This is a genomic window from uncultured Roseobacter sp., assembly GCF_947493125.1.
GTDB lineage: Bacteria > Pseudomonadota > Alphaproteobacteria > Rhodobacterales > Rhodobacteraceae > Roseobacter.
Map to the genome: position 1 here is coordinate 320,883 of NZ_CANLQB010000001.1, position 21,478 is coordinate 342,360.

Genomic DNA, 21,478 nt, shown 5'->3' on the forward strand with positions numbered 1-21,478 from the left:
CCAAAAGCCCCCCTCTGCGTGCTTGACCCGCCAGGCGTGGGATGCAGGTATCAAAGTCAAAGAGGAGGACCCATGGCCGGAGTTGAGACGATTGATGCCGTGCAGGAGATGCTGGCAGCAGAGGGCTATGTCTGTGATCGGGCGCTGGGCACCGTGGTGTTTCTGGCGCTGCGGCTGGGGCGCCCGCTGTTTCTGGAGGGCGAGGCGGGGGTCGGCAAGACCGAGATCGCCAAGGCGCTGGCGGCGGGGTTGAACCGGCGGCTCATTCGGTTGCAGTGCTATGAGGGGCTGGACGCGGCGACCGCTGTTTACGAGTGGAATTTTCCGGCGCAGATGGTGGCCATTCGCACGGCGGAGGCGGCGGGTGGCGCCGAGCGGGCGGAACTGCAGGCGGAGTTGTTCAGCGATGAATATCTGATCGAGCGGCCTTTGCTAGAGGCGATGCGGCCCGATGAGAACGGCGCGCCGGTGCTGCTCATCGACGAGCTGGACCGCACCGATGAGCCTTTCGAGGCATTTCTGCTGGAGGCGCTGAGCGATTTTCAGGTGACGATCCCGGAGCTGGGGACGATCAAGGCGCCGGAGCCGCCTGTTGTGATCCTCACCTCGAACCGGACGCGCGAGGTGCATGACGCGCTGAAGCGGCGGTGTCTCTATCATTGGGTGGATTATCCGGATTTCGACCGCGAGATGGAGATCCTCGCCGCGCGGGCACCCGAGGCGGCGGAGGCGTTGAGCCGCGAGGTTGTGGCCTTCGTGCAGCAGCTGCGCACGGAGGATCTGTTTAAGAAGCCGGGCGTGGCCGAGACCATCGATTGGGCGAAATGCCTGCTGGCGCTGGATGTGATCAATCTGAGCCCCGAGGTCATTGCCGATACGCTGGGGGCGATCCTGAAGTATCAGGACGACATCCAGAAGCTGCAGGGCTCGGAAGCCAAGCGCATCCTGGAAGAGGTCAAGAGCAGCCTGATGCCTGCGTGACAGGTCGCCGGGGTGTGTTAACGTGACACCGGGGGATTTGATCTATGGAGTTTGAACCAATCAGTTCGGCGCGCATGTTGGCCTTGATGGCGGCCGGCGGGCTCTTTGCCGCGGCAGGGCTCTACATGATGCTGCGGCCCAAGCCGCAAGGCGTTGCAAAACTTGAGCTTTTTGGACTGAAGTTCGAAAGCTCCTCGGCGGGTCTGCTTGTCTTCATCATTGGGGCTGCGTTTCTTGCGGTGACCTTGTTTGTCCCCGAAAAAAGCGAAACCGCCCAGCCGGACCAGCCCGTCGCGCCCGCACCGACGGAGAATGTGGCAGTCGGACAGCAGCCCCGGCCAAGCGCTCCGGGGGACAGTGATCTGTCGCTTGTGGCCTTGCCCGCGGGAGAAGTCGTGAAAGAGGTCGAAGCCAATGACACGGTGCAGACGCCGAATATTCTGGCCATCGGACAGAGGGTCACCGGCGCCTTCGACAGTTCCGACACGGACTGGTTCGCGCTGCGCACACCCGAAGACGGGTTTGCCGGACACGAGATCATGCTGCGCCACATCAGCGGGAGTTACACCCGTGTGGATGTGTTCAACGCCCGGGAAGAATACAAGGGGTACGTCGAGACCAGAAATGGTGCGGAGTACCTGACGATTTCCTCCGACTTTCCCGTTTGGCTTTATCTGAAGGTGTACCAGCGTCATGTGGGTGGCGGGGAATACGAACTGGCCGTGTTGCCGCCGAAATAGGGGACCAGATGCCTGAATACGCACCGCTTGAGCTGCCGGAAAACCCACGGCTGGCTGGTAATATCACGCATTTTGCGCGCGCGTTGCGGCGCGCCGGGCTGCCGATTGGGCCGGGGCGGGTGATTGATGCGATCCGGGCGGTGGAGGCGGCGGGGTTTACCGACAAGCGTGATTTCTACTGGACGCTGCATGCCTGTTTCGTGAACCGGCCCGAGCATCGGTTGGTGTTTGGTCAGATCTTTCGGCTCTACTGGCGCGATCCGCGGTATCTGGAGCATATGATGTCCTACATGATCCCGGCGGTGCGGGGCGTGCAGGAGGATCGGCGCGCGCAGTCGGCGGAGAAACGGGCGGCGGAGGCGCTGCTTGACGGCGCCGAGGCGCCGGATTTTGGCGACGGCGCAGAGGAGGACACAGGCGAGACGGAGATCGAGATCGACGCGAGCCTGACGATGTCCTCCGAGGAGCGACTGCGCAGCCTGGATTTCGAACAGATGAGCACGGGCGAAATGGCGGCGGCGAAGCGGATGCTGGCCAAGCTGAACCTGCCGGTGCCGCCGATCCTGTCGCGCCGGGCACAGGCGGACCCGCTGGGGCGCCGGGTCGATGCGGCGCGGACCTTGCGCGGGGCGATGCGGCAGGGGGGCGAGCTTTACCGGATCGCGCGCCGGGCGCCACGTCCGCGCTGGCCGAACCTGGTGGTGCTCTGTGATATTTCCGGGTCCATGAGCCAGTATTCGCGGGTGGTGCTGCATTTTTTGCATGCGGTGGCCAATGCGAAGGGGGCAGGCTGGGCCAAGGTGCATGCCTTCACCTTTGGCACCCGACTGACGAACATCACCCGGCATCTGAAGCATCGCGACGTGGATGCGGCGCTGGCTGCCGCCGGGGCCGAGGCGCAGGACTGGGAGGGTGGGACGCGGATCGGCGACTGTCTGACCGCGTTCAACCGCGACTGGTCGCGGCGGGTGATGGGGCAGGGCGCGGTGGTTTTGTTGATCACCGATGGGCTGGATCGCGATGATCCGGAGGCTTTGGAACGGCAGATGGAGCGGTTGCATCTCTCGGCGCGCCGGTTGATCTGGTTGAACCCCTTGTTGCGCTGGGAGGGGTTTGCGCCGAAAGCGCGCGGGATTGCGGCGATGCTGCCGCATGTGGACAGCTTTCGCGCCGGGCATTCGATTGCCTCGCTGGAGGATCTGGCGGTGTCGCTGTCGCGGCCCGACGACATGGGTGAGAAGGCGCGGCTGATGCGGGCTTTGGTGTCTTAGGACTGTGAAGCGGAGCGCGCTGGCGCGCGCATTTCATGTTTTATTTGGCGCTTCGGGCTCACCGTCCCAGATGGGTCCGGAGCCGCCCGCGCATTTGGGTCCTTGCCTGACGGGCGCGCCGCGTCGGTCAAGCGCAATGGCGGTTTCCGCTGCGCGGAGCCTCCGCAATTCCGCTTGACCGCCCCGCCTTGCCCCCGTCCGACCGGCCCCATGCGAGGGCGGCTCCGGACCAGAGGTCAGGCAACGGCTTTGGCGAAGCTCTGGTGGTACAGGACGGAGAGCTCCGCGAGCGGGGCGCTTTGCGTGCCGAAGGTGAGCGTGTCGCCACCGAAACTGCCGACTTGGGTGAGAGGGACGCCCGCCTTGGTGGCGGCTGTCGTGAGTTCTGCGGCCTGCTCTGGCGTGGCGACGATCAGGTAGCGGGCCTGATCTTCGGCGAAGAGTTGGGCGGTGTCATCGGTGTCGAGCGTGACGCCGAGGCCCGCAGCCTCGGCCAGCTCGAAGGCGGCCAGCGCGAGGCCGCCGTCGGAGAGGTCGGTGCAGGCGGCGATTTTTGCGCGGTTGGCGCGGATGAAGTCGCCGTGGGCTTTCTCCTGCGCGAGATCGACTGTGGGGGCATCGCCATCGCTGCGGCCCAGATGCTCGGCGAGCAGAGCGGATTGGCCGAGGTGGCCTTTGGTTTCGCCCAGGAGCAGGGCCAGGTGGCCGGCGCGGACGTCCATGCTGATGACGTCGTCGGTATGGGCGATCAGGCCGACGGCACCAATGGTCGGGGTGGGCAGGATCGCCGCGCCATCGGTCTCGTTGTAGAGCGAGACATTGCCTGAGACGATGGGCATGTGGAGGGCGGCGACGGCTTCGCCGATGCCTTTGATGGCGCCCACGAATTGCCCCATGATGCGGGGTTTTTCGGGGTTGCCGAAGTTCATGTTGTCGGTGGTGGCGAGCGGTGTGGCCCCCACGGCGGTGAGATTGCGATAGGCCTCGGCCACCGCCTGTTTGCCGCCTTCGACCGGATTGGCTTGCACGTAGCGCGGGGTCACATCAGAGGTGAAGGCGAGCGCCTTGTCGGTGCCGTGCACGCGGATGATGCCCGCGCCCAGGCCGGGCGTACGCACAGTGTCGGCCATGACCATCGTGTCGTATTGCTCGTAGACCCAGTGCTTGGAGGCGTAATTGGGGCTGGAGAGCAGGGATTTCAGGCCCGCGATAGGGTCGACCTGCGGCACGTCGGTGAGTGGGGTCGGGCTGGGCGTCTCTTCCCACGGGCGGTCGTATTCGGGGGCAGTGGAGGCGAGTTTCGACAGCGGCAGGTCGGCCTTCACCTCGCCGTCCAGCATGATCAGGAAGCGGTCTTCCGCGATGGTTTCGCCGACGATGGCGAAATCGAGGTCCCATTTGTCGAAGACGGCTTTCGCTTCGGCTTCCAGTTCGGGGCGCAGGACCATGAGCATGCGCTCCTGGGATTCCGACAGCATCATCTCGTAGGCGGTCATGGCCTCTTCGCGCACGGGCACGTTTTCGAGGTCGAGCCGCACGCCGAGGCCGCCCTTGTCGCCCATCTCGACCGCGGAGCAGGTGAGGCCCGCAGCGCCCATGTCCTGGATGGAGATCACGGCACCGGTCTGCATCAGTTCGAGGGTGGCTTCCATCAGGCGTTTCTCGGTGAAGGGGTCGCCGACCTGCACGGTGGGGCGCTTTTCCTCGATGCTGTCGTCGAACTCAGCCGACGCCATGGTGGCGCCGCCGACACCATCGCGGCCCGTTTTGGCGCCCAAATAGACCACGGGCATGCCGACACCGGAGGCGGCAGAGTAGAAGATCTTGTCGGCATCCGCGAGCCCGGCGGCGAAGGCGTTCACGAGGCAGTTGCCGTTGTAGGCCGGGTCGAAGCGGACTTCACCGCCCACCGTTGGCACGCCGAAGGCATTGCCATAGCCGCCGATGCCTTCCACCACGCCGTTCACCAACTGCCGAGTTTTGGGGTGGGAGGGCGCGCCAAAGCTGAGGCTGTTCATTGCCGCAATTGGCCGTGCGCCCATGGTGAAGACATCGCGCAGGATGCCGCCGACGCCGGTGGCCGCACCCTGGTAGGGTTCGATATAGCTGGGGTGGTTGTGGCTTTCCATCTTGAAGACCACGGCCTGACCGTCGCCGATGTCCACGACGCCCGCGTTCTCGCCGGGGCCGCAGATGACCTGGGGGCCGGTCGTGGGCAGGGTGCGCAGCCATTTCTTGGAGGATTTGTACGAGCAATGCTCGTTCCACATCGCCGAGAAAATGCCAAGCTCGGTGAAGCTGGGCTCGCGGCCTACGATCTCGAGAATGCGGTCGTATTCGTCGGGGCTGAGCCCGTGGCTTGCGATCAGATCCGGTGTGATGGCAGGTTCAGTCATCGCGCAAAACGCCCCCCGTGGCAGATGTTGCGGGTGTCTTTAGAGGAAGGGCGGGGCGGGGAAAAGGGCAAAGGCCATGCAGGCCGGATGCGTCCGCGCGGGCCTGCAAAAAAAAGGCCGAGCACGAAGCTCGGCCAAGTCCAACAGGGAGGTATGAAGGCAGATGCAGTGCATCCGCTCCTTCATGAGTTCAAATAAGAGGCAGTCTGCACACGATCAAGGCTGATTCAGAATTGTTTCAGCATGTCTGATATGCGGTTTTTGCATGGCTGACCGTTTGGTCAAATTTTCTGCTTTTCTCTCAGCTGTTTGCGGTAGGCGATGATCTCCTCCTGCACGAAGTCCTTGAAGGCGGCGACCCGCTGAGAATGACGCAGCTCTTCCGGGTAGGCGAGGAAGACGGGCACATCGGCCGACTCAACATCCGGGATCACGCGCACGAGGTCGGGAAAATCCTCGGTCACGTAGTCGGGCAGCACGCCGATGCCGAGGTTGTTCAGCACGCCCTGCAGCACGCCGAAGTAGTTGTTGACGGTGAGCGTGGAGCGAATGTCATAGGTCATCAGGTGCTGCACGAGGTTGCGGCCCGCGCCGACCTGGTCGCTGTTGGTGTTCTGGCAGATCAGGCGGTGGCTTTCGATCTCTTCGATTTCGTTGGGGGTGCCGTACTCCGCCAGGTAATCGGGCGTCGCAAAGAGGCACATGCGGATCATCATCAGTTTCTTGCGGATGAGATCGGCCTGGCTCGGCTCCTTCATGCGGATGGCGACATCGGCCTCGCGCATGGGCAGGTCGAGCACGCGTTCTTCGAGCATCAGGTCGACCTTAAGGTCCGGGTATTGCTCGTAAAGCTTGGGCAGGCGCGGGGCCAGCCAGAGCGTGCCGAAACCGGTGGTGGTGGTCACGCGCAGCTCGCCAAAGACCTCCTCCTCGCTGTCGCGGATGCGCGCGGAGGCGGTGTCGAGCCGCTTGCTCATCGCGGAGGTGGCGTCGAACAGAAGCTCGCCCTGTTCGGTCAGGATGAGCCCGCGCGCGTGGCGGTGAAAGAGCGTGGTGTTGAGCATCTCTTCCAGCCCGCGCACCTGTCGGCTCACGGCGGATTGTGACAAATTGAGCTTGTCACCGGCATGGGTGAGCGAGCCCGCATCGGCCACCGCGTGAAATATTCGAAGCTTATCCCAATCCATGAAACACCCTGTACCAACCTTCGCGCCTTCCCTAGCGACATATTGTTTCGAAATACAGGCAAGGCGGCACCGATCACGCCGAAAAGGCAAAAATTCCCTATGCAGGTCAGCTTTTGTGACCTATTATTGGGTCAAATCTGTGCAAATCTAGGAAGCTGGGGAGGCGACCAATGAGCACTCAGAAGATTTCGCTGAACGACCGTTACGATCTGGAGAAAAGCCCGGTGCTGCTGAACGGCACGCAGGCGCTGGTCCGGCTGATGCTGATGCAGAAGGCGCGTGACCGAGCGGCGGGGCTGAACACCGCGGGGCTGGTAACGGGTTATCGCGGCTCGCCGCTGGGCGCGGTGGACCTGCAGATGCAGCGGGCTGAGAAACGGCTCCGCGAGCAGGACATCACCTTTCAGGCGGGGCTGAACGAAGATCTGGCCGCGACCGCGCTCTGGGGCAGCCAGCAGGCTGAGTTGCGCGGTGAGGGCAAATTCGACGGTGTCTTCGGGCTCTGGTACGGCAAGGGGCCGGGGGTGGACCGGTCCGGTGATGTGATGCGGCACGCGAATATGGCGGGCTCGTCGGCCCATGGCGGCGTGCTGATGGCGATGGGCGATGACCATACGGGCGAGAGCTCCACCGTGCTGCACCAATCCGAATGGGCGATGGTCGATGCCTATATGCCGGTGGTGAGCCCGGCAGGCGTGCAGGAAATCCTCGACTACGGGCTTTATGGCTTTGCCTTGTCTCGGTTTTCCGGGCTTTGGGTGGGCCTGAAGACGATGAAAGACACGGTGGAGGCGACCTCGGTTGTCGATGCCGATTTGTCCCGCGCCGGGTTTGTGGTGCCTGCGTTTGACATGCCCGAAGGCGGTTTGAACATCCGGCTGATCGACACGCCGCACGCGCAGGAGGCGCGGATGATCGACCACAAACGCTTTGCGGCCGAGGCGTTTTCCCATGCGAATGGAATGGACCAAAGGGTGTGGGGGAAGGCGGGCGCCAAGATCGGGCTGGTTGCCGCGGGCAAGAACTGGCTGGACCTGGAGCATGCGCTGACGCTGCTCAACATCGACGCGGGTGAGGCGGAGCGGCTTGGCATTACCACGTACAAGGTGGGGCAGACCTTCCCGCTGGATATGAAGGGCTTTCACGACTGGGCCGAGGGGCTCGACCTGATCGTGGTGGTGGAGGAAAAGCGCAAGCTGATCGAAGTGCAGATCAAGGAGGCCATCTTTGACGACCGGCGTGGGCGGCGGGTCTATGGGTGGCACAAGGGCGGTGGCGCGGGCTCGATGCATGGGGAGGAGCTGTTCCCCACGCGCGGGGCGCTCGATCCGATCATGATCGCCGAGAAGCTGGGCGGCATCCTGATCGAGGAGGGCCGCGAGACCGACGGGGTGCGCGCCGGTCTCCAGCTGCTGGAAGACGCGCGGCGCAATGACAATGCAGAGGATATCGCGGCCCGGCTGCCCTATTTCTGCTCGGGCTGTCCGCATAACTCGTCCACCAAGCTGCCCGAAGGGTCGCGCGCCTATGCAGGCATCGGCTGTCATTACATGGTGCAGTGGATGGATCGGGAGACCACCGGCTTCACCCATATGGGCGGCGAGGGCGCGAACTGGATCGGCGAGGCGCCGTTTTCGACCCGCGATCACGTGTTTCAGAACCTGGGCGACGGCACCTACAACCACTCGGGCGTGCAGGCGATCCGTGCGGCGCTGAACGCAGGGACGAACATCACCTACAAGATCCTTTACAACGATGCCGTCGCGATGACCGGCGGCCAGCAGAATGAGGGTGACCTCGATGCGCCACGCATTGTGAAAGAGCTGCAGGCGATGGGGGTGCCACATATCGCGGTGGTCTATGATGAGAAAGAAGACGTTGACCTGAAAGCGTTTTCGGGCGTCGAGTTGCATGAGCGCGCAAATTTGCAAACTGTTCAGGAGAAGTTTGCAAAGTTGTCGGGCGTCTCTGCCATCGTCTATATCCAGACCTGCGCGGCAGAGAAGCGGCGGCGGCGCAAGCGCGGGCTGTTCCCCGATCCGGACAAGCGGGTGTTCATCAACTCGGATGTCTGTGAAGGCTGTGGTGATTGTGGCGTACAGTCGAATTGCGTGTCGATCGTGCCGAAGGAGACGGAACTGGGGCGCAAGCGGGCGATTGATCAATCCTCCTGCAACAAGGATTTCAGCTGTTTGAAAGGATTCTGCCCGTCGTTTGTGACGCTGGAAGGCGCGCAGATGCGCAAAGAGGCGACGACCGAGCTGTCTCTGCCGGACCTGCCGGAGCCTGAGCTGCCCCGCATCCAGGGAACCTGGAATGTGGTAATCACGGGGGTTGGCGGCACGGGCGTCGTGACCATCGGTGCCGTGATGGCCCAGGCGGCGCATATCGACGGCAAGGGGGCTGGCATGATGGAGATGGCCGGGCTCGCCCAGAAGGGCGGTGCGGTGCATATTCATTGCCGATTGGCCGAAAATCCGAGCGATATCAGTGCGATCCGTGTGGCGACCGGAGAAGCCGATGCGCTGATCGGTGGCGATCTGGTGGTCTCGGCCGGAGCGAAGACGCTGGGGCTGACGCGGGCCGGACGGACCGGGGCTGTGGTCAACAGCCACGAGATCATCACCGGCGATTTCACCCGCGACACCGAGTTTCAACTGCCGAGCGAGCGGCTGGCGCTGGCGCTGGAGGCGCGGCTGCAGGAGCGGGTCGATCTGTTTGACGCGTCGGAACTGGCCAAGGCGACGCTGGGCGACTCGATCTTTTCGAACATGATGATCTTTGGCGCGGCCTGGCAACGCGGCTTGGTGCCCTTGTCGCTGGAGGCGATTTCGGACGCGATCCGGCTGAATGGTGCTGCGGTGGAGCGAAACCTGCGGGCCTTTGAGATCGGACGCTGGGCGGTGCTGCACCCGGCGGACGCGGAAGCGCTGGTGCAGCCGAAGGTGATTCAGCTGCCGAAGACGATGGACGAGCAGATTGCCTTCCGCGCGGAGCATCTGACCGCCTATCAGGGCGCGCGGCTGGCCAAGCGCTACCAAAAATTCCTGGAGCAGATTACCGACAAAGAGGTGCGGGAAGCGACTTTAAAAGGCTATCATAAGCTCCTGTCCTACAAGGATGAATATGAGGTTGCGCGCTTGCTTCTGACCAGCCGCGAAAAGGCGGCGGCGGAGTTCGATGGCGACTTCAAGATGACCTTCCATCTGGCGCCGCCCATGCTGTCGAAGACGGGGCCGGACGGGCGCCCGATGAAGCGGACCTTCGGGCCCTCGCTCGAGCGGCCGCTGCGGATGCTGGCGCGGCTGAAGCTGTTGCGCGGCACACCGTTCGACCCCTTCGGCTACACCGCGGAGCGGCGCATGGAGCGGGCGCTGATCAAGCAATATGAGCGCGACATGACAGAGGTGCTCGGACGGCTGAATGACGCCACGCGACCCGCGATTGTGGCACTTGCGGCCCTGCCGCTCGACATTCGCGGGTTCGGGCCGGTCAAGCAGCAGAACGAAGCCAAGGCCGCCAAGCGCCGGGAGGAGCTGCTGGCCGTGATCCGCGCCGGTGGGACCGAAACCGCACAGGCCGCCGAGTAGCTTTACAGATCTGACATATTCTCTGGGCATAGTCCGTTGCCAAAGCTAAAGTTGCGCCGCAACGGCCAGAGGACACCCCGAGCATGGGACGCGCCAATATCACGCGGGATATCAGCTATTCCTATTCGGCGCAGTCCAAGGGCGGGCGCGCGCTGATCCGAGTGATGGAGAACAGCACGGGGCGTTTGCGTCTGATCCAGCGCGCGCGGGGCTACGAGGATGAGGTTGCGGCGGGCCGCGGGTTCTTCGATGTCATGGTCGAGCGCTATGGGCTCTCGCTGGAGGTGGTCGCCGGATCGCTGGAGAGCATCCCCAAGGAGGGCCCGCTGATCCTGATCGCGAACCACCCGTATGGCATTCTCGATGGTCTGATGATGGGGCATATTCTGGCGCAGACCCGGGGCGAGTTCCGGATTCTGGCGAATTCGGTGTTTCGCAAGGCGCAGGATCTGAACCGGTTTATCCTGCCGATCAGCTTTGACGAAACAAAGCAGGCGCTGGCGCTGAACATCGCGACGCGGAAAACGGCGCTGGAGTATCTGAGCGACGGCGGTGCCATTGGCATCTTTCCCGGCGGTACGGTCAGCACGGCAGCGCGGCCGTTCTCGCATCCGATGGATCCCGGATGGCGCAGCTTCACCGCGCGGATGATCGCGAAATCGCGGGCGCAGGTGCTGCCGATTTACTTCGACGGGCACACCAGTCGGCTGTTTCAGATCGCCAGCCACATGCATTCGACCCTGCGCATGGGGCTGCTGATCAAGGAGTTCAAAAAGCGCGTCGATACGCCGGTGCGCATCGCTGTGGGCCAGCCGATTGGCCGCGCCGCGCTCGACCCGCTGGCAAAAGACAGCAAAGCGATGATGGATTTCCTCCGAAAAGCAACGTATGAGCTGTCAACACACCCGGAGAAGCGGTTTGATCTGGGGTATGAATTCGAGGAACGGCACCGGTCCTGAGCGGGTGCCCGGCAGAGGCACCAGGCAATGGCGGTTGGGATTTTTGACAGCGGATTGGGCGGGTTGACCGTCCTGCAGGCTGCGGAAGCGCGGCTGCCCGAGGTGCCGTTTGTGTATCTGGCCGACAGTGCGCATGCGCCTTATGGCGTGCGAACGGCGGATGACATCTTCGATCTCACCTGCACGGCGGTCACGCGGCTCTTCGAGGCGGGCTGCAACCTGGTGATTCTGGCGTGCAATACGGCCTCGGCGGCGGCGCTGCGGCGGATGCAGGAAAGCTGGGTGCCTGCGGACAAGCGGGTGCTGGGCGTGTTCGTGCCGCTGATCGAAGCGCTGACCGAGCGGCAGTGGGGTGACAACTCTCCCCCGCGCGAGGTGGACGTCAAGCATGTGGCGCTCTTTGCAACGCCTGCGACGGTGGCGAGCCGGGCGTTTCAGCGCGAGTTGGCGTTTCGCGCGATCGGTGTCGATGTGGAGGCGCAGGCCTGCGGCGGCGTTGTCGATGCCATCGAGGATGGCGATATGATCCTGGCCGAAGCGCTGGTGCGCAGCCATGTGGAGGCGCTGCAGCGCAAGATGCCGGAGCCGGATGCGGCGATCCTCGGCTGCACGCATTACCCGCTGATGCAAACGAGCTTTCAGAATGCCTTGGGAGAGAATGTGCGCGTCTTCAGCCAGGCCTCGCTGGTGGCGGACAGTCTCGCCGATTACCTCGACCGGCACCCCGATATGCGAGGCACGGGCGCGCGCGATTTCCTGACCACGGGTGATCCGCGCCGTGTCAGCGACCGGGCGACGCAGTTCTTGCGACGACAGATCACCTTTCAATCTGCCTGAGCTTTTTCCAACTTCTTCTAGACGGACACGTCATGACCTATTCCATCGCCATTCTCGGCGCCTCCGGTTACACCGGAGCCGAGTTGATCCGGCTGATCGCCGGCCACCCAGACCTGAAAATCGCCGCCCTTGGGGCCAATTCCAAGGCGGGGCAGAGCATCGCACAGGTGTTCCCGCATCTGCGCCATTTGCAGCTGCCGACACTTTTGCAAATAGATCAGATCGACTTTGCAAACATCGATCTGTGCTTTTGTGCCCTGCCGCACAAAACCAGCCAGGAGGTGATTGCGCGCCTGCCGAGCGATCTGAAGATCGTCGATCTGAGCGCGGACTTCCGGCTGCGCGACCCGGAGGCCTATCAGCATTGGTATGGCAATCCGCATGCGGCGGTGGCGCAGCAGGAAGAGGCCGTCTATGGGCTCACCGAGTTCTACCGCGCCGAGATCGCGCAGGCCCGGTTGGTGGCCGGCACCGGCTGTAACGCGGCGACGGGGCAATACATGCTGCGGCCGCTGATTTCCGCAGGCGTGATTGATCTGGATGAGATCATCCTCGATCTGAAATGCGCCGTCTCGGGGGCCGGGCGCAGTCTCAAGGAAAACCTGCTGCACGCAGAGCTCTCCGAGGGATATCACGGCTATGCGGTGGGCGGCACCCACCGGCACCTCGGTGAATTCGATCAGGAATTCAGTGCCCTGGCAGGGCGAGATATCAAAATACAGTTCACACCGCATTTGGTTCCAGCGAACCGGGGTATCCTGGCCACCGGCTATGTCAAGGGAGATGCCGAGGCGGTGCATGAGTCCCTGCGCGCGGCTTATGCCGGGGAGGTCTTTATCGAGGTATTGCCCTTCGGCGAGACGCCCAGCACGCGGCATGTGCGGGGCTCGAATTTTTGCCACATCGGGGTGGTGGCTGACCGGTTGCCGGGGCGGACACTCCTCATCGGGGCTCTTGATAATCTGACAAAAGGTAGCAGTGGCCAAGCGTTGCAAAACGCCAACCTGATGTTAGATATTGAAGAGACTGCGGGGCTCATGATTGCCCCCGTTTTTCCGTGAGGCCAGATGAAAAGCCTGAAGAAACAGCGCCGGATACAGGTCATCGCCGTGGCGGCGGTGGCCTTGGTGTTGTCGACGGCGCTGATCGGCTATGCGATGCGCGACGGGATCAATTTCTTCCGCGCGCCGAGCCAGATCCTGGCTGAACCGCCGGAGCCGACGGAGGTATTTCGTATCGGCGGGCTGGTGGAGGAAGGCTCGATCGTGCGCGGTCAGGGCGAGACCATCCGCTTCAGCGTGACCGATGGCGGGGCGGTGGTGCCGGTGACCTACACTGGCGTTCTGCCGGATCTGTTTGAAGAGAACCAGGGCATGGTCGGCACGGGACGTTACATTAACGGCGTCTTTGAAGCTTCTGAAATTCTTGCAAAACATGATGAGACCTACATGCCTGCCGAGGTGGTCGACGCGTTGAAGGAACAGGGCGTCTACAAACCGTCCGACAGCTGAGACCGTACGCTCTCCTCAGTCTGAATTAACCATTCCTTGTCCATTTTCCCGGCCACGACGGCTGGACAAAGGGGACAGGCATGCAGACGGTCAGAGAGATCGCTACGGAGATCGTGGCACGGGAGGGGGGCTTCGTGAACGACCCGGATGATCCGGGTGGTGCAACAAAATACGGTGTCACGATACACACGATGCGGGCGCTTGGGATCGACCTTGACCGCGATGGGGCGGTCACCATCTCAGATGTACGGGCTCTGACAAAGGAGCATGCCATTGAAATCTTTGAGAAACACTATTTCGAGAAGCCGCTGATCGCGCTCTTGCCGCAGGTGTTGCATGCCACCGTCTTCGATATGTATGTCAACGCCGGCAGCAATGCGGTGAAGATCTTGCAGCGGCTGTTGCGCGAGATGGGGCATAAGATCGCCGTCGATGGCATCCTGGGGCCGCAGAGCATAGCCGCGGCACAGGCGGCCTATCTTGAGGCTCCGGAGTTTTTGGCGGATGCTTACGGGATCGCCCGCCGCAACTATTATTTCCGTATTGCAGACCGCCGCAAGGCAAGCCGAAAGTACGCGCGGACCCGCGCTGGCGGCAAGGGCGGCTGGATTAAGCGCGCCGAGGAGTTCATCTCGCCGCGCTATCACCTTTCACGGGAGCAGTTTCGGCAGAGGGTTGCGGCATGGGCTTGATATCAGGACTTCTCAACATCATTTTTGGCAATGATCGCAATGTGATCGCGCAGACAGCTGAAGTGTTTCGTGAAAATACCGAGGAAGGCGCTGCGCGGGCACAGCAGCTGCGTCTGGGGGCCATGGCGCAGTTCGGCAAGGAGTTCGAACAGGCGCGGCAGGGCTGGTTTGACCGGATGATGGATGGCGTCAACCGGGTCCCGCGCCCGGCGCTGGCGCTGGGGACACTGGGGCTGTTTCTGGCAGCCATGATCGACCCGGTGTGGTTCGCCGCCCGCATGCAGGGGATCGCCTTGGTGCCCGAGCCGCTGTGGTGGTTGCTGGGGGTGATCGTGTCCTTCTACTTCGGCGCACGCCATCAGGTGAAAAGCCAGCAGTTCCAGAAGTCGATTGCGAAGACCATGTCTTTCGCGCCGCAGGTCGTTGACAACATCTCCGCGCTGGGGGCGTTGAAGGCGACGTCCCCGGGGGTGGCGGATGCGGGTCATGACGCTCAGCTTTCCACGCTGTCGGTGGCGCCGGACGACAACGGCGCGCTTCAGGAGTGGAAGGCGCAGAAGACCGCGACAAAGTGAACCGCTGACTGGCGCGTTTGTCATTGGACGCGCCAGTGCCGCAGCTTATACTGCGGTGTATGATCACAGAATTCGGACATTTCGCGCTCATCCTCGCCTTCCTCGTGGCGATTGTTCAGACCATTGTGTCGTTGATCGGTGCGCACAAACGGTGGCCGGCCTGGATGGCGGTGGCGGAGCCTGCGGCCTCGGCACAGTTCCTGCTGACGGCGTTCTCCTTTGCGGCGCTGATGTATGCCTTCATCATCTCGGATTTCAGCCTGCGGCTGGTGACGCTGAACAGCCATTCTGCCAAGCCGATGATCTACAAGATCAGCGGGACCTGGGGGAACCACGAGGGCTCCATGCTGCTCTGGGTGCTGATTGTGACGCTCTTTGGGGCGATGGCCGCGTGGTTCGGGGGCAACCTGCCGCCGACCTTGCGGGCGCGGGTGTTGGCGGTACAGGCGGCCATCGGCGTGGCTTTTTTCGCTTTCATTCTATTCACGTCCAATCCGTTCTTAAGGTTGGCGGTGCCGCCCTTTGATGGGCAGGATCTCAACCCGCTCTTGCAGGACCCTGGCCTCGCCTTCCATCCGCCGTTTCTCTATCTCGGCTACGTGGGCCTGAGCATGGCGTTCAGCTTTGCGGTTGCGGCGCTGATCGAAGGGCGCGTGGATGCGGCCTGGGGGCGCTGGGTGCGGCCCTGGACGCTGGCGGCCTGGGTGTTCCTGACCATCGGCATCGCGCTGGGGTCCTGGTGGGCCTATTACGAGCTCGGCTGGGGTGGCTTCTGGTTCTGGGACCCGGTGGAGAACGCGTCGTTTATGCCATGGTTGCTGGCCGCAGCGCTGCTGCATTCCGCCATCGTGGTGGAGAAGCGCGAGGCGCTGAAGAGCTGGACGATCCTGCTCGCCATCCTTGCCTTCGGCTTTTCGCTCATTGGCACGTTCATCGTGCGCTCGGGGCTGCTGACCTCCGTGCATGCGTTTGCGAATGATCCGGAGCGCGGCGTCTTCATCCTGATGATCATGGGCTTCTTTATGGGTGGCGCGCTCATCCTCTTCGCGCTGCGGGCCAGCGCAATGGAAGCCAAGGGCGTCTTCGGCATTGTCAGCCGGGAGAGCGCATTGGTCGCGAACAACCTGCTGCTCGCGGTCAGCTGCTTTGTCGTCTTCGTGGGCACCATGTGGCCATTGGTGGCCGAGATGTTCTTTGACCGCCGTCTCAGTGTCGGCCCGCCCTTCTTCAACATGGCGTTTTCGCCCTTCATGCTGGCGCTGGGGCTGATCCTGCCCATCGGCTCGGCGATGCCCTGGAAACGGGCGCGGATCGTGCGGGCGATGCGGCCGCTGCGCTATGTCTTTGTGCTGGCCATTGCGATTGGCGGGCTGGCTTATGCCATGCAGACCGGGCGCAGCCTGCTGGGGCCGATTGGCCTCTTTCTCGCAGCTTGGGTGATCATGGGCACGCTGGTCGATTTTGCGCAGCGCACGGGCCGCGGGTCCGGGCGGGTGGGACGGCTGATGCGCCTGCCGCGCGCCGATTGGGGCAAGATGGTCGCGCACAGCGGGCTCGGCGTCACGATCATGGGTGTCTGCGGGTTGATGGCCTGGCAGCAGGAAGACATCCGCGTTGCGCAATTCGGCGAGCCGTATGAGGTGGGTGGCTATACCATCACGCTGGATGATGTGGTGAATAAGGAAGGCCCGAATTTCATCTCGACGATGGGGTACATCACGCTTTCGCAGGATGGGCGCGAGATCGCGCAGCTGCGGCCCGAGAAGCGGGTCTATCCGGTGGCGCAGATGCCGACGACGGAGGCCGCGATCGATTATGACCTCGCGCGCGACGTCTATGTGGTGATCGGGGATCGGCAGGCCGACGGCGGCTGGGCGGTGCGCACCTACATCAAGCCCTTCACCAACTGGATCTGGATCGGGTCAGGGCTTATGGCGCTCGGCGGGCTGCTGAGCCTGTCGGACCGGCGTTTCCGCGTGGCAGCAGGCGCCCGCAAGACATCGCATCAGGCGGTGCCTGCGGAATGAAGCGGCTGGCGCTCATCCTGCTGTTTCTGGCCAGCCCGCTCTGGGCGCTGGACCCGTCCGAGATGCTGGACGATCCGGCGCTGGAGGCCCGCGCGCGGGCGCTGGATCACGAGTTGCGCTGCGTAGTCTGCCAGTCGGAATCGGTGGCTTCCTCCAATGCCAACTGGGCCGAAGACGCCCGCCGCACCGTGCGCGAGCTGATTGCCGATGGTGCCAGCGATGACGCGGTGATGGATTTCTTCGTGGCGCGCTATGGCGAGTTCGTGCTGATGTCGCCGCGCGCCAGCGGCTCCACCTGGCTGCTCTGGGCGGCGGGGCCTGCGATGCTGCTGCTGGCGATGGGGCTGGGCTATGGCTACTTGCGCGGTCGGTCGCGGTCGGTCGCGCCGCAGGAGGCGGCCCTTTCGGAGGCCGAGGCCGCGCGGCTCAAGGAAATCCTGAAGGACTGACGCCGAGTTTCCCTTTTCTGAACCGGTCAGTTTGATATGACGGGACAAGACACGCGGAAAGGGACGCTTCATGGAATATCACACGCTCATGGTCACGCTGCACGACGGCGTGGCCACCATCACTCTGAACCGGCCCGAGAAGATGAACGCGCTCAGCACGCAGATGCGGGCCGAAATCGCCTATGCGGTCTCCGAAGCCGGAAAGACGGCGCGGGTCGTCGTGATCACCGGCGCGGGTAAGGCGTTCTGCTCGGGGCAGGATCTGGGTGACCGGGTGAGTGCCGCGAACCTCGATCTGGAACGCACGCTGCGCGATGAGTACCAGCCGATGCTGCACGCGATTGTGGAATGCCCGGTGCCGACAATTGCCGCGGTGAACGGCCCGGCAGCGGGGGCGGGGGCGAACCTCGCGCTGGCGGCGGATGTTGTGATTGCGGCGGAGAGCGCCTATTTCCTGCAGGCTTTTGCGCGCATTGGTCTCATCCCCGACGCCGGCGGCACCTATGTGCTGCCGCGCACCATGGGCACGGCCAAGGCGATGGGGGCCGCGCTTTTTGCCGACAAGATCACCGCACGGCAGGCGGACGACTGGGGCATGATCTGGGAAGCGGTGCCGGATGCGGAGTTCGAGGCCCATTGGCAGGCACGCGCGGCGCATCTGGCGCAGGGCCCCACGGCGGCCTATGCGGCGATCAAGAAGGTGATCCGCGGCAGCTGGGACAACTCCATGGAGGAGCAGCTGACGCTGGAGGCCAAACAGCAGGGGCAGTGCGGTAAGTCGCGCGATTTCAAGGAAGGTGTGCTGGCCTTCACCGAAAAGCGGCCCGCTGAATTCGAAGGGCGCTGAGGCCTCAGGCGGTCACGAAGCGTTCCACCAGCAGGACGTCATTTTCGGTGAGTTTCGGGCCGCCGGCGCAGGCCACGATGGCCACCGCGACCCCGTCGGCATGTACGGTCTGGATGCCCTCGGACACAGCGGTGATGGTGATCTTAGGGGGTGCCGCGCCGTGATCATACACAACGGCAATAGTGTCATCCTCCGCGCAGGCATCGGGGATGAGGGCGCCTTCGGGCCCGCGGCAGGACATCCGGGCCACGGGCAGCCGCGCAGCGCACGTTCTGCTGTCGTCCCAAAAACCGCCGATCTGACGTGCCATATGCGCCCCACGCGATGTCTGATCCGATCCGGGCGCGGCCCGGACGGGATGTGATGAGAGCGGGAGCATCGACGATCTGCGCGCGCCCGAGGCTTTCAGCTAAGGCGGTGCGGAGAAACGCGTCAAGAAATTGGGCTCATTATGCCGGGCTGCGAAACAATGAGACAGATCTGACCGCTGTCGCCGGGCGGGTTGGCGACAGTACGGCCCCTTTGTGGCTCGCGATTCGGGACGGTCGCGCCCCGGTTTTTGGGGCGCGGGGCCGGGGGCTTACCGGTTCTCGATGTCCACATAGTCGCGCGCCGTATCGCCGAGGTAGAGCTGGCGCGGGCGGCCGATCTTGTTCTGCGGATCGGCGATCATCTCTTTCCACTGCGAGATCCAGCCCACCGTCCTGCTGAGCGCGAAGATGGGCGTGAACATCGAGGTGGGGAAGCCCATCGCCTCGAGGATGATGCCCGAGTAGAAATCCACGTTCGGGAACAGCTTCTTCTCGGCGAAGTAAGGGTCTTCGAGCGCCTGTTTCTCCAGCTCCATCGCGACCTGCAACAGCGGGTTGTCCTCGACGCCCAGAAGGTCGAGGACCTCGTCCGCGGATTGCTTCATCACGGTCGCGCGGGGGTCGAAGTTCTTGTAGACCCGGTGGCCGAAACCCATCAGGCGGTAGCTGTCGTTCTTGTCCTTGGCGCGCGCGATGAACTCGGGGATCCGGTCCACGGTGCCGATCTCCTTGAGCATCTCCAGACAGGCCTGGTTGGCGCCACCGTGGGCGGGGCCCCAGAGGCAGGCAATGCCCGCGGCGATGCAGGCGAAGGGGTTGGCGCCGGACGACGAGGCCAGTCGGACCGTGGACGTGGAGGCGTTCTGTTCGTGGTCTGCATGCAGCGTAAAGATGCGGTCCATCGCGCGGGAGAGGATCGGGTTGACCTCATACTCCTCGGCCGGGACGGAGAAGCACATGCGCAGGAAGTTCGACGCATAGTCCAGATCGTTGCGCGGATAGACGAAGGGCTGGCCGATGGAATATTTGTAGGCCCAGGCGGCAATCGTCGGCATCTTGGCGATCAGGCGGTGGCTTGCGATCTCGCGCTGGCGCTCGTCGGTGATGTCGGTGCTGTCGTGATAGAAGGCGGACATCGCACCAACCACGCCGACCATGATCGCCATCGGGTGCGCGTCGCGCCGGAACCCGCGGAAGAAGTTCACCATCTGCTCGTGCAGCATGGTGTGATGGGTGATGTTCAGCTCGAATTTTTCGAGCTGCGCGGCGGAGGGCAGCTCGCCGTAAAGCAGCAGATAGCAAACCTCGAGGTAATGCGACATGCTCGCCAGCTGGTCGATGGGATAGCCTCGGTGCAACAGCTCGCCCTTGTCGCCATCAATGAAGGTGATGGTGCTGTCGCAGCTGGCCGTCGAGGTGAAGCCCGGGTCATAGGTGAAGACCCCGGCCTGGCCGTAGAGCTTGCGGATGTCGACCACGTCCGGACCCGCGGTGGGGGAGAAGATCGGCAACTCATAATCGTTCCCGTCAATGCTCAGCGTTGCGGATTTTGTGCTTTCAGCCATCAGAGGTCCTTCCTGTCTTGCTTGCGGGCGCACCCGCCGTCCGGCGCTTGACGCAAGGCGCGTCAGACCGATGGTTTGCGCGTGGGCTCACCCCGCGTCCTCAGCTGCATCCGTCAATCGGGCGAGGGTTTCATCTTGGCCCAGAACCAGCATCATGTCGAATACCGAAGGTGTGACCGCCCGCCCGGCGAGCGCAGCCCGCAGCGGGCCAGCCAGTTTCCCAAACTTGGTCTCTTTGCTTTCCGCGAAACGGTTCAGGAGGTCCTCCAGATGTTCTCTGCTCCAGCTATCAGTTTGCAGCTGCGGCGTCAATTCTCTCAGTATACCACGGGATACCGAGTCGAGCGCCTTGGCCGCCTTCTCGTCCGGCTGTATCGGGCGAGAGGCGAGCACAAAGTGCGCTTTTTCAAGGAGTTCCGGCAGGGTCTTCGCGCGCTCTTTCACATGAGGCATCGCGGCGGCCAGCCCCGTTTGCTGCGCATTTGTCAGGTCAGGCAGACCAGCGGCGGCCAGATAATCAATGATTTCGCGCTGCAGTGCGGCATCATCGGATTGCGCGATATGCTGGCCCGAGAGATTCTCGAGCTTCTTCAGATCGAACCGCGCCGGGCTCTTGCCGATGCCATCCAGATCGAACCACTCCCGCGCTTGGGCGTCGGTGAAGAATTCGTCGTCGCCATGGCTCCACCCCAACCGGGCGAGGTAGTTGCGCATGCCCGCCGCCGGATAGCCCATCACCTGATATTCCTGGGCGCCAAGCGCCCCGTGCCGCTTGCTCAGCTTCTTGCCATCGGGCCCGTGGATCAGCGGGATATGCGCCCAGACGGGCACCTCCCAGCCCATGGCCTCATAGATCATCATCTGCCGTGCGGCGTTGTTGAGGTGGTCATCCCCCCGGATCACATGGCTCACGCCCATGTCGTGGTCATCGACAACAACCGCCAGCATATAGACGGGCGTGCCATCGGAACGTAACAGAACCATGTCGTCCAGCTGGTCGTTGCGGATGGTGACATCGCCCTGCACCTGGTCGCGGATCACGGTCTCGCCCGACTGTGGGGCCTTGATGCGGATGACATAAGGCGCATCGGGGTGGGTGCTCGGGTCCGCATCGCGCCAGGGCGAGCGGTAGAGCGTGCTTTTGCCCGCCGCGCGCGCCGCGTCGCGGAAGGCGGTGATCTCCTCTTGCGTGGCAAAGCACTTGTAGGCCTTGCCTGCAGCGAGCAGCTCTTGGGCCACCGCCGCATGGCGGGGGGCGTTTTCGAATTGGCTGACGATGTCGCCGTCATGATCAAGCCCCAACCAGGCCATGCCTTGCAGGATGGCTTCGGTCGCTTCCGGGGTCGAGCGCGCGCGGTCGGTGTCCTCGATGCGCAGCAGGAAGCGGCCACCACGTCCGCGCGCGTAAAGCCAGTTGAACAGCGCCGTGCGTGCCCCGCCGATGTGCAGAAAGCCCGTGGGCGAGGGGGCAAAACGGGTGACGACGGGAGCAGACATGCGCGTGTTTACCTTTCCGTAACCATGACGGGCCTAGACCTAG

At 63.3% G+C, this 21,478-nt stretch carries 18 protein-coding genes; 13 read left to right on the plus strand and 5 right to left on the minus strand.

Translation table 11 applies throughout. From position 1 onward, the window contains the following. The first annotated feature begins 72 nt into the window (after window positions 1-72). From Q1A71_RS01645 to Q1A71_RS01655, 3 genes are read left to right on the plus strand one after another with little or no spacing between them, the layout of a single operon-like run. Window positions 73-981, plus strand: coding sequence for a MoxR family ATPase (locus Q1A71_RS01645; RefSeq protein ID WP_299671019.1), 909 nt, complete (start codon window positions 73-75; stop codon window positions 979-981). Window positions 982-1,025: 44 nt separating this feature from the next. Then, a complete protein-coding gene (locus Q1A71_RS01650; protein ID WP_299671021.1) occupies window positions 1,026-1,721 on the plus strand; it encodes a hypothetical protein in 696 nt (231 codons plus the stop codon). A gap of 8 nt (window positions 1,722-1,729) precedes the next feature. Continuing rightward, window positions 1,730-2,992 (plus strand): VWA domain-containing protein, encoded by a 1,263-nt coding sequence (locus Q1A71_RS01655; RefSeq protein ID WP_299671024.1) that lies wholly within the window; start codon window positions 1,730-1,732, stop codon window positions 2,990-2,992. Window positions 2,993-3,228: 236 nt separating this feature from the next. Here the strand turns inward: Q1A71_RS01655 and purL are convergent, their stop codons facing one another. Then, a complete protein-coding gene (gene purL / locus Q1A71_RS01660) occupies window positions 3,229-5,388 on the minus strand; it encodes a phosphoribosylformylglycinamidine synthase subunit PurL (protein ID WP_299671026.1) in 2,160 nt (719 codons plus the stop codon). 281 nt (window positions 5,389-5,669) lie between these two features. Next, window positions 5,670-6,575 (minus strand): LysR family transcriptional regulator, encoded by a 906-nt coding sequence (locus Q1A71_RS01665; protein ID WP_299671028.1) that lies wholly within the window; start codon window positions 6,573-6,575, stop codon window positions 5,670-5,672. A 170-nt stretch (window positions 6,576-6,745) separates the two neighbouring features. On the opposite strand from Q1A71_RS01665, the gene Q1A71_RS01670 reads away from it, so the two are divergent. From Q1A71_RS01670 to Q1A71_RS01715, 10 genes are all read left to right on the plus strand, one after another. Beyond that, the gene (locus Q1A71_RS01670) at window positions 6,746-10,165 is read left to right on the plus strand and encodes an indolepyruvate ferredoxin oxidoreductase family protein (RefSeq protein WP_299671030.1); all 3,420 of its coding nucleotides are present in this window, start codon (window positions 6,746-6,748) and stop codon (window positions 10,163-10,165) included. 83 nt (window positions 10,166-10,248) lie between these two features. Next, entirely contained in the window at window positions 10,249-11,124 is an 876-nt protein-coding gene (locus tag Q1A71_RS01675) for a lysophospholipid acyltransferase family protein (RefSeq protein WP_299671032.1), read from the plus strand. A 27-nt stretch (window positions 11,125-11,151) separates the two neighbouring features. Beyond that, complete coding sequence (locus Q1A71_RS01680; protein WP_299671034.1) at window positions 11,152-11,961, plus strand: aspartate/glutamate racemase family protein; 810 nt, start codon at window positions 11,152-11,154, stop codon at window positions 11,959-11,961. Window positions 11,962-11,993: 32 nt separating this feature from the next. Then, window positions 11,994-13,022: an N-acetyl-gamma-glutamyl-phosphate reductase gene (argC, locus tag Q1A71_RS01685; protein WP_299671036.1), complete on the plus strand. Its 1,029-nt coding sequence runs from the start codon at window positions 11,994-11,996 to the stop codon at window positions 13,020-13,022. Window positions 13,023-13,028: 6 nt separating this feature from the next. Further along, window positions 13,029-13,472: a cytochrome c maturation protein CcmE gene (gene ccmE, locus Q1A71_RS01690; protein WP_299671038.1), complete on the plus strand. Its 444-nt coding sequence runs from the start codon at window positions 13,029-13,031 to the stop codon at window positions 13,470-13,472. Window positions 13,473-13,552: 80 nt separating this feature from the next. After that, window positions 13,553-14,164: a holin-associated N-acetylmuramidase gene (locus Q1A71_RS01695; RefSeq protein WP_299671040.1), complete on the plus strand. Its 612-nt coding sequence runs from the start codon at window positions 13,553-13,555 to the stop codon at window positions 14,162-14,164. After that, window positions 14,155-14,739, plus strand: coding sequence for a holin family protein (locus Q1A71_RS01700; protein WP_299671042.1), 585 nt, complete (start codon window positions 14,155-14,157; stop codon window positions 14,737-14,739). Before Q1A71_RS01695 ends, Q1A71_RS01700 begins: the two co-directional genes overlap by 10 nt. 59 nt (window positions 14,740-14,798) lie before the next feature. Then, window positions 14,799-16,766, plus strand: coding sequence for a heme lyase CcmF/NrfE family subunit (locus Q1A71_RS01705; RefSeq protein ID WP_299671044.1), 1,968 nt, complete (start codon window positions 14,799-14,801; stop codon window positions 16,764-16,766). Next, window positions 16,763-17,215 (plus strand): cytochrome c-type biogenesis protein, encoded by a 453-nt coding sequence (locus Q1A71_RS01710; RefSeq protein WP_299671046.1) that lies wholly within the window; start codon window positions 16,763-16,765, stop codon window positions 17,213-17,215. Before Q1A71_RS01705 ends, Q1A71_RS01710 begins: the two co-directional genes overlap by 4 nt. Before the next feature lie 70 nt (window positions 17,216-17,285). Continuing rightward, complete coding sequence (locus Q1A71_RS01715) at window positions 17,286-18,062, plus strand: enoyl-CoA hydratase-related protein (protein ID WP_299671049.1); 777 nt, start codon at window positions 17,286-17,288, stop codon at window positions 18,060-18,062. 4 nt (window positions 18,063-18,066) lie between these two features. On the opposite strand, the gene Q1A71_RS01720 is transcribed toward Q1A71_RS01715, so the two are convergent. From Q1A71_RS01720 to gltX, 3 genes are all read right to left on the minus strand, one after another. After that, window positions 18,067-18,372, minus strand: a complete 306-nt coding sequence (locus Q1A71_RS01720; protein ID WP_299671051.1) for a hypothetical protein — start codon at window positions 18,370-18,372, stop codon at window positions 18,067-18,069. A 270-nt stretch (window positions 18,373-18,642) separates the two neighbouring features. Further along, window positions 18,643-19,938, minus strand: a complete 1,296-nt coding sequence (gltA, locus tag Q1A71_RS01725) for a citrate synthase (RefSeq protein ID WP_299671053.1) — start codon at window positions 19,936-19,938, stop codon at window positions 18,643-18,645. A gap of 87 nt (window positions 19,939-20,025) precedes the next feature. Next, entirely contained in the window at window positions 20,026-21,435 is a 1,410-nt protein-coding gene (gene gltX, locus Q1A71_RS01730) for a glutamate--tRNA ligase (protein WP_299671055.1), read from the minus strand. Window positions 21,436-21,478: the final 43 nt, after the last annotated feature.

Bases quoted from the DNA above. Each gene is read 5' to 3' on its own strand.
- Q1A71_RS01645 (WP_299671019.1), top strand. From the start codon at position 73: ATGGCCGGAGTTGAGACGATTGATGCCGTGCAGGAGATGCTGGCAGCA.
- Q1A71_RS01650 (WP_299671021.1), top strand. From the start codon at position 1,026: ATGGAGTTTGAACCAATCAGTTCGGCGCGCATGTTGGCCTTGATGGCG.
- Q1A71_RS01655 (WP_299671024.1), top strand. From the start codon at position 1,730: ATGCCTGAATACGCACCGCTTGAGCTGCCGGAAAACCCACGGCTGGCT.
- purL (WP_299671026.1), bottom strand. From the start codon at position 5,388: ATGACTGAACCTGCCATCACACCGGATCTGATCGCAAGCCACGGGCTC.
- Q1A71_RS01665 (WP_299671028.1), bottom strand. From the start codon at position 6,575: ATGGATTGGGATAAGCTTCGAATATTTCACGCGGTGGCCGATGCGGGC.
- Q1A71_RS01670 (WP_299671030.1), top strand. From the start codon at position 6,746: ATGAGCACTCAGAAGATTTCGCTGAACGACCGTTACGATCTGGAGAAA.
- Q1A71_RS01675 (WP_299671032.1), top strand. From the start codon at position 10,249: ATGGGACGCGCCAATATCACGCGGGATATCAGCTATTCCTATTCGGCG.
- Q1A71_RS01680 (WP_299671034.1), top strand. From the start codon at position 11,152: ATGGCGGTTGGGATTTTTGACAGCGGATTGGGCGGGTTGACCGTCCTG.
- argC (WP_299671036.1), top strand. From the start codon at position 11,994: ATGACCTATTCCATCGCCATTCTCGGCGCCTCCGGTTACACCGGAGCC.
- ccmE (WP_299671038.1), top strand. From the start codon at position 13,029: ATGAAAAGCCTGAAGAAACAGCGCCGGATACAGGTCATCGCCGTGGCG.
- Q1A71_RS01695 (WP_299671040.1), top strand. From the start codon at position 13,553: ATGCAGACGGTCAGAGAGATCGCTACGGAGATCGTGGCACGGGAGGGG.
- Q1A71_RS01700 (WP_299671042.1), top strand. From the start codon at position 14,155: ATGGGCTTGATATCAGGACTTCTCAACATCATTTTTGGCAATGATCGC.
- Q1A71_RS01705 (WP_299671044.1), top strand. From the start codon at position 14,799: ATGATCACAGAATTCGGACATTTCGCGCTCATCCTCGCCTTCCTCGTG.
- Q1A71_RS01710 (WP_299671046.1), top strand. From the start codon at position 16,763: ATGAAGCGGCTGGCGCTCATCCTGCTGTTTCTGGCCAGCCCGCTCTGG.
- Q1A71_RS01715 (WP_299671049.1), top strand. From the start codon at position 17,286: ATGGAATATCACACGCTCATGGTCACGCTGCACGACGGCGTGGCCACC.
- Q1A71_RS01720 (WP_299671051.1), bottom strand. From the start codon at position 18,372: ATGGCACGTCAGATCGGCGGTTTTTGGGACGACAGCAGAACGTGCGCT.
- gltA (WP_299671053.1), bottom strand. From the start codon at position 19,938: ATGGCTGAAAGCACAAAATCCGCAACGCTGAGCATTGACGGGAACGAT.
- gltX (WP_299671055.1), bottom strand. From the start codon at position 21,435: ATGTCTGCTCCCGTCGTCACCCGTTTTGCCCCCTCGCCCACGGGCTTT.